Raw genomic sequence first — 6342 nt, 5'->3', positions numbered from 1 at the left:
AGTCTTGGCGGCATTCGGTTTTGGACCTGCTGACAATACCGCCTCCCCCCGGCACTTTCCTCCGATCCCTGGTGGAGGACCAGGATACTGGAGGAAACACAATGAACGAAATGCCGAATTTTGCAGGAGAAACCGCTTCTCCCTTCGCCGCACGTTATGACAATTTCATCGGTGGCAAATTCGTCCCGCCGGTCAACGGACGTTACTTCACCAACATCACTCCGATCACGGGCGCAGCCGTGGGTGAAGTTGCCCGATCCGACCAGGCGGATGTCGAGCTGGCTCTGGATGCCGCGCATGCAGCTAAAGATGGATGGGGCAAGACCCCGGCCGCGGAACGCGCCAATATCCTGCTGAAAATCGCGGATGTCATGGAGCAGAACCTGGATGTTCTGGCCAAGGCGGAAACCTGGGACAACGGCAAACCGATCCGCGAAACATCTGCCGCGGACATTCCACTTTCCGTTGACCATTTCCGTTACTTTGCAGGCGTTCTGCGCGGTCAGGAAGGCTCCATGTCGGAGATCGACGCCGACACCATCGCCTATCACTTCCACGAACCGCTCGGAGTGGTGGGGCAGATCATTCCATGGAACTTCTCGATCCTGATGGCGGCGTGGAAACTCGCCCCGGCGCTGGCAGCCGGCAATTGCGTAATCCTGAAACCGGCGGAACAGACGCCAGCGGCGATCATGGTTCTGGTAGAATTGATTGGTGATCTGCTGCCCGCCGGTGTTTTGAACATCGTCAACGGTTTCGGTGCTGAAGTCGGTGCACCGCTTGCCAAGTCCTCGCGCATTGCCAAGATCGCCTTCACCGGATCTACCCAGACCGGCCGCATGATCATGCAATACGCAACCGAGAACCTTATCCCGGTCACGCTGGAACTTGGCGGCAAGTCTCCAAACATCTTTTTCTCCGATGTCATGCGAGAGGACGATGCCTTTCTCGACAAGGCTATCGAGGGCTTTGTGCTGTTTGCCTTCAACCAGGGCGAAGTTTGCACCTGTCCGAGCCGCGCCTTGATCCAGGAAGACATCTACGAGGCTTTCATTGAACGGGCGATCGAGCGCGTCAAAGCCATCAAGCAGGGTGACCCGCGCGCGATCGAAACCATGGTCGGCGCACAGGCCAGCCGCGAGCAGCAGGACAAGATCCTGTCCTATCTCACCATCGGCGCCGAAGAAGGCGCGGAAGTCCTGTGTGGTGGCGCGGAAGCAAAATTCGATGGCGACCTTTCCGGTGGTTTCTACATTCAGCCGACCATCCTGAAGGGCCACAACAAGATGCGCGTCTTCCAGGAGGAAATCTTCGGTCCGGTTGTCTCCGTAACCACCTTCAAGGACGAGGCAGAAGCCCTGGCGATTGCCAATGACACAATGTACGGCCTCGGCGCCGGCGTCTGGTCGCGCGATGCCAATACCTGCTACCGCTTCGGCCGGTCGATTGAAGCCGGACGCGTCTGGGTGAACAACTATCATGCCTACCCGGCTCATGCGGCATTCGGCGGTTACAAGCAATCAGGCATCGGCCGGGAAACCCACAAGATGATGCTGGACCACTATCAGCAGACCAAGAACATGCTGGTCAGCTACAACCCAAACAAGCTGGGCTTCTTCTAAGCCATTTGTTTTTTTCAGATACGAAACGCATTGGGGCAACCTTAAACGAGGTTGCCCCAAAGCCCCGAAAACACGTGGTTTCAGCACTCCGATAAAACGTAGCGCCAGGGATAACCGAAGAGCAGAAAACCAAACTGTCTGCCTTTTATTCGGGCCGACAACTCATCGCGTCCCCGCTCGCGGATCTCTGCTTCGCTCTCGTCCGGGATGACGACCGAGAGGGAGAGATCTGCAAAGAGAGTTCCCCGGCTCCCACCTCGCTCCCTTCAGCTGGAAAGCTTTTCTAGAAGATCGGCAACAGCTTCCGGCTCCGTCACCATGGCATCATGCCCGGTGGCTATTTGGGAAACGGGCCAACCGAATTCCTGCGCTCTTTCCAAAGCAACCGCAGCTGGCCGATAAGGTGGATCGGTGCACTCGATATAGCTGGCGGGAAGACCGTTGCCGATCGGGTTTTCAAGCGTCAGGCTGGTGGTGAACGTCTTGAACGGATGCGGCGTGAGACGCTGTTCCAGAAACGCGACATCGACCGGCCGGATAACCCCGAAGCTCTCGGGCGGTGCAGGCGGCAAACTGAGGCCGCCGCTGGTTTTTTCGGCAAGTTCCCTGCGGTCATCCGCCATATCTTCCGGCAATAGATCAAACCAGGTCTCACCGGAACGCAGCATGATGGCATCGAGATAAATCAGTTTGCTGAGGCGCTCCGCCGCGACATCGGCCACGCCGGTTATCGGAATGCCGCCAAAACTGTGCCCGACCAGAACAACATCGTTGAGGCCTTCGAAGCGCATGTGCTGAACAATGTCTTCCACAAAGGTATTGATGGTGATGCTGGGTGACAGCAGGTGCGAGCGTTCGCCCAGCCCAGTTTGTGTCGGTGCGGTCACTTTGTGACCTCTGGATCTCAAGATTCCCGCAACGCGCGACCAGCACCAGCCACCGTGCCAAACCCCATGCACAAGGACAAATGTCTTCGATTCCATTGAATTTCCTTCGCAATAAATTTGAGTATTATTCGGCAGCTTCTGACGCGGGTTCGTACCCCCGCAGACGTTTTAATTTATGGCCAACCTGCACGATTGCCTCCAATGCCGGAATGAGCTCTTCGCCGAGCTCGGTCAACTCGTATTCGACGGATGGCGGCGAAGTCGGGCGGACATTTCGAAGGAGCACGCCGCGCTCTTCCAATTCGGAAAGACGCGCGGACAGAACCTTGGACGATACAGGCGGGATGTCGCTCTTCAGTTCGTTGAACCGGCGGGGACCGGCCCTCAAGCTCCAGATGACATTGGGTGCCCAGGCCCCCGCGATCACCTGCATGCATTCGGTCAGATGACACGGTTCCGGCGGCTTCGGACTGCGATTTTTGCGCATCTTGAGTGCCATTTCCGGGTGTAACTCCACTGAAATCAGGTTTCTTCCGGGTAACTTGAAAATGATAGTTACCATTAGTTACCTACTTGTCAAGAGTAACCAGAACTAACACTTTCCAGCCATCGACATTAAAACGATGGAGCCTTTCGATGAAACTGTTTTACAAGCCAGGTGCCTGTTCCATGGCAGCCCATATTCTCCTCAATGAAACAGGCACGGCCTACCAACTTGAAAAGGTTGATACCGACAATGGTACGACCGAAACCGGTGCTGCTTTTGCCGCCACCAATCCGCGCGGCTACGTGCCGGCCCTGAAATTCGATGACGGACAGATCCTGACGGAAAATGTCGCCATCCTGCACTGGATTGGCGAGACATTTCCGACCCTCGCACCGGAGCTTGCTGACGAACCGTTGCAGCGGTTCCGCCAACTCGAGCTCTTGAGTTTCCTGTCTTCTGAACTGCACAAGGCATTTAGCCCGTATTTCTCCGGAAAGACATTTTCTGAAACCGAGCAGACGGCCAATCTGGACAGGCTGAAGGCAAAGATAACCCAGTTCGACAGGCTGCTGGCCCAAGGTGGTTCGTTTCTTCTCGGTGCCAGGTTCTCCGTTGTCGACGCCTATGCGTTCGTCATCCTGAACTGGGCGAATTTCATTGGTGTTTCGCTGGCCGACTGGCCGGATACAGCGGCTTTTGTCGCTCGTATCAATGCACGGCCTTCGACCCAAAAAACTCTCAAGGAAGAAGGGCTTGCCGCATGACCCATGCAATTCAGGACCTACAGGAAGTCATTCGCGACTATTTCGACGCGCTTTATCATTGCGACACGGAGCTGTTGCAGAAAGTGTTCCACCCAAACGCAGTTTACGCCACCGCAGACGAAACGCCCCTGCTTCACCGGACCATGAACGAATATGTGCCGGTGGTTGCCGCCCGCGTGTCGCCTGCCTCTCGCGGCGAAACCAGAGACGATGTCATCGACGATATCCAATTCGCCGGTGACAACACCGCGTTCGCCCGTGTGCGATGTTCCATGGCGGGTAAATCCTATGTCGATTTCCTGACCTTCGTCCGGGAAGACAACCGCTGGCGGATCATGGCGAAGATCTTTCAGATGAGCGCTCAAACCGAGGGAGTCGCATAATCATGCCTTATGTCAACATTCAGGTGACCCGAGAAGGCGTCACGAATTCACAGAAGGCGGAGGTCATCAAAGGGGTGACCGAGCTGTTGCAGAACGTTCTCGGCAAAAACCCTTCGACGACCTTCGTCGTGATCGAGGAAGTCGAACTGGAAAGCTGGGGTATCGGCGGTCTGCCTGTCGAGGAATACCGGGCCAGGCAACTTGAAAAGACCTGAAGCAAGCGGAGCCGGTATCGCCACCGGCTCCGTTTTGGCCTGTTTCCAAATCCCTGGAAACGAGTGGATCCCGAACAACTGCCACGTCCGGGGAAACCGCAAAAGAAGACCTCGGCCTTTCCCAAAGTCAGGGAGGACAATTGAAGAAAGTCGTTCCCTGATCCCTTCCAGTTCATACAAATCCGACCAGAGCCTTGCGCCTTTTGCCGACAGACACTGCCAGCCGTTCGTTGGCCTTCAGGTCTCCTGTTGCGATCCGGCGGCGGGGATTGTCGACAATTTGGCTGTTAAGGCGGACACCGCCCCCTTCAACAAGGCGGCGCGCTTCACCATTGGAGGCGGCAAAACCGACGGCCACGACCAGTTCCAGAAGACCCAGGCCTTCTGCCAGCGTTGCCAGAGGTAATGTGTGGGTCGGTTCCAGGATCTCCCCCTCACCGGCAAACAGGGCATCGCCTTGCTGAAGCGCGGACCGGGCTTCCTCCGGGCCATGGACAATGGTTGTCACCTGTGTTGCCAATATTTTCTTGGCTTCGTTCAGCTCCGCTCCCTGCAGTTCTGAAAGGCGCTCAACCTCGCTGATCGGGAGTTCCGTGAACAGGCGCAGGAATTTTCCGACATCCGCGTCCGCCGTGTTGCGCCAGAACTGCCAGAAGCCAAAGGGCGACAGATGTTCAGGATGCAGCCAGACGGCACCAGCAGCGGTCTTGCCCATCTTGGCACCGCTGGCGGTGGTCAGGAGCGGAACGGTGAGGCCGTGCAGCTTGCGCCCGTCACGGCGACCGAGTTCGACGCCGTTGACGATGTTGCCCCACTGGTCGGAACCACCGACCTGCAGCGCGCAATCATGACGTTTGGCGAGTTCCAGGAAATCAACGGCCTGCAGCATCATGTAGCAGAATTCGAGAACGGTCAGCGGCATCTGTGCTTCAAGGCGCGACTTGACGCTGTCGAAAGTCATCATGCGGTTGACAGTGAACTGGGAGCCATAGTCGCGGAGAAATTCCAGGAAGCGGAATTCATTGAGCCACTCCGCATTGTCGACCAGAAGCGCACCGTCCGGACCGTCCATATCGACCAGGCGTTCCACCGACCTGCGAATCGTTGCGATGTTGGCGGCAATCTGGCGCTCTTCCAGCATCGGCCGGGCATCGTTGCGAAAACTCGGATCACCTATCTGGCTGGTTCCGCCGCCAAGGACCACGATCGGGTGATGGCCAAGCTTCTGCAGCCAGCGCATGGTCATCAGCGGCATCAAATGCCCGACATGGAGGCTGCCAGCAGTTGCATCGAATCCGGCGTAAGCGGTGACCGGACCCTCGGACAGGGTTTTGTCGAGCGCTTCGAGATCCGTGCATTGGTGCACTAGTCCACGTTCCAGAAGCACGGCAAGCGCTTCCGATTTGAGCTTTGTTGCCGGCTTTCCGGCTTCAATCATGTGTCTGGTCATTTTCGGCTTCCTGGTTTCCCCGCCAGGAGCCATTTTTGGAAACCAAAAAGCCGCCTGACGCGGCGGCTTTTGAGGTTACTTTGAAGTGAGCAAGATCCTACGCAGCCGCCGGTATGTCGGTGACGTAATAAAAATACACGAAGGATGCGGTCATCTTGGTCATGGCAGTTTAAATGCGCGAAGCGCTTCGGAGAGTCAAGCCCCCGTTTCGAGATCCACGACCAGAGCTCCGATTTTGGCTCAAAACTTCCCGTCATGAGCTGCGATGGAACCGGAATACTTTTCCTTTTTATTTCAATTACATGCAGTCAATCAACGGCATCGGGCGACAACACCTTCCCCAGAAGCTTGTAGAGTGCTTCCGCTTCCCCCTCGCTCAAGCGGAAGGCAAATTCAGACTGAATGGCCGCCCGATAGACCGGCCACATTTCTTCAAGCATGTCCGCTCCCTTGCGGGTCAATACGACTACGATACCTCTTCCGTCTTCAGGTGACTTCCGTTTTTCAGCAAGGCCTGCTGCGACAAGCCTATCG

General features: G+C 56.5%; 8 protein-coding genes. 4 read left to right on the top strand and 4 right to left on the bottom strand.

Translation table 11 applies throughout. The features are described 5' to 3' along the window. The first annotated feature begins 101 nt into the window (after nucleotides 1–101). On the top strand, nucleotides 102–1622 hold the full coding sequence (gene adh / locus K5905_RS24795) for an aldehyde dehydrogenase (RefSeq protein WP_297589077.1): 1521 nt from the start codon (nucleotides 102–104) through the stop codon (nucleotides 1620–1622). 266 nt (nucleotides 1623–1888) lie between these two features. Here the strand turns inward: adh and K5905_RS24790 are convergent, their stop codons facing one another. After that, nucleotides 1889–2605 carry an alpha/beta fold hydrolase gene (locus tag K5905_RS24790; RefSeq protein WP_297589075.1) on the bottom strand — a complete coding sequence of 239 codons (717 nt, stop codon included), beginning with the start codon at nucleotides 2603–2605 and terminating at the stop codon, nucleotides 1889–1891. Between the two features lie 28 nt (nucleotides 2606–2633). Further along, entirely contained in the window at nucleotides 2634–3008 is a 375-nt protein-coding gene (locus tag K5905_RS24785; protein WP_297589072.1) for a helix-turn-helix domain-containing protein, read from the bottom strand. Between the two features lie 137 nt (nucleotides 3009–3145). Here K5905_RS24785 and K5905_RS24780 point away from each other — a divergent pair, with 137 nt between their 5' ends. Genes K5905_RS24780 through K5905_RS24770 form a run of 3 tightly spaced genes read left to right on the top strand, consistent with a single transcriptional unit; the run spans nucleotide 3146 to nucleotide 4358 of the window. Then, entirely contained in the window at nucleotides 3146–3760 is a 615-nt protein-coding gene (locus tag K5905_RS24780) for a glutathione binding-like protein (RefSeq protein ID WP_297589069.1), read from the top strand. Continuing rightward, nucleotides 3757–4143 carry a nuclear transport factor 2 family protein gene (locus K5905_RS24775; protein ID WP_297589066.1) on the top strand — a complete coding sequence of 129 codons (387 nt, stop codon included), beginning with the start codon at nucleotides 3757–3759 and terminating at the stop codon, nucleotides 4141–4143. Before K5905_RS24780 ends, K5905_RS24775 begins: the two co-directional genes overlap by 4 nt. Before the next feature lie 2 nt (nucleotides 4144–4145). Further along, entirely contained in the window at nucleotides 4146–4358 is a 213-nt protein-coding gene (locus tag K5905_RS24770) for a 4-oxalocrotonate tautomerase family protein (RefSeq protein ID WP_297589064.1), read from the top strand. 172 nt (nucleotides 4359–4530) lie between these two features. Here K5905_RS24770 and tyrS read toward each other — a convergent pair whose 3' ends face one another. Next, on the bottom strand, nucleotides 4531–5808 hold the full coding sequence (gene tyrS / locus K5905_RS24765) for a tyrosine--tRNA ligase (RefSeq protein WP_297589061.1): 1278 nt from the start codon (nucleotides 5806–5808) through the stop codon (nucleotides 4531–4533). A gap of 308 nt (nucleotides 5809–6116) precedes the next feature. Then, nucleotides 6117–6342: MarR family winged helix-turn-helix transcriptional regulator (locus tag K5905_RS24760; RefSeq protein ID WP_297589058.1), on the bottom strand; the 226-nt coding region annotated here is incomplete at its 5' end.

It is taken from the genome of Roseibium sp. (assembly GCF_025698965.1).
GTDB lineage: Bacteria > Pseudomonadota > Alphaproteobacteria > Rhizobiales > Stappiaceae > Roseibium.
The sequence above is the reverse complement of the archived record's forward strand: the minus strand, read 5'-3'. Positions and strand labels throughout refer to the sequence as shown.

What these genes read in the sequence shown, in the direction of transcription:
- K5905_RS24780 (WP_297589069.1), top strand. Translation starts at nt 3,146, where the DNA reads ATGAAACTGTTTTACAAGCCAGGTGCCTGTTCCATGGCAGCCCATATT.
- K5905_RS24775 (WP_297589066.1), top strand. Translation starts at nt 3,757, where the DNA reads ATGACCCATGCAATTCAGGACCTACAGGAAGTCATTCGCGACTATTTC.
- K5905_RS24790 (WP_297589075.1), bottom strand. Translation starts at nt 2,605, where the DNA reads ATGGAATCGAAGACATTTGTCCTTGTGCATGGGGTTTGGCACGGTGGC.
- adh (WP_297589077.1), top strand. Translation starts at nt 102, where the DNA reads ATGAACGAAATGCCGAATTTTGCAGGAGAAACCGCTTCTCCCTTCGCC.
- tyrS (WP_297589061.1), bottom strand. Translation starts at nt 5,808, where the DNA reads ATGACCAGACACATGATTGAAGCCGGAAAGCCGGCAACAAAGCTCAAA.
- K5905_RS24785 (WP_297589072.1), bottom strand. Translation starts at nt 3,008, where the DNA reads ATGGCACTCAAGATGCGCAAAAATCGCAGTCCGAAGCCGCCGGAACCG.
- K5905_RS24770 (WP_297589064.1), top strand. Translation starts at nt 4,146, where the DNA reads ATGCCTTATGTCAACATTCAGGTGACCCGAGAAGGCGTCACGAATTCA.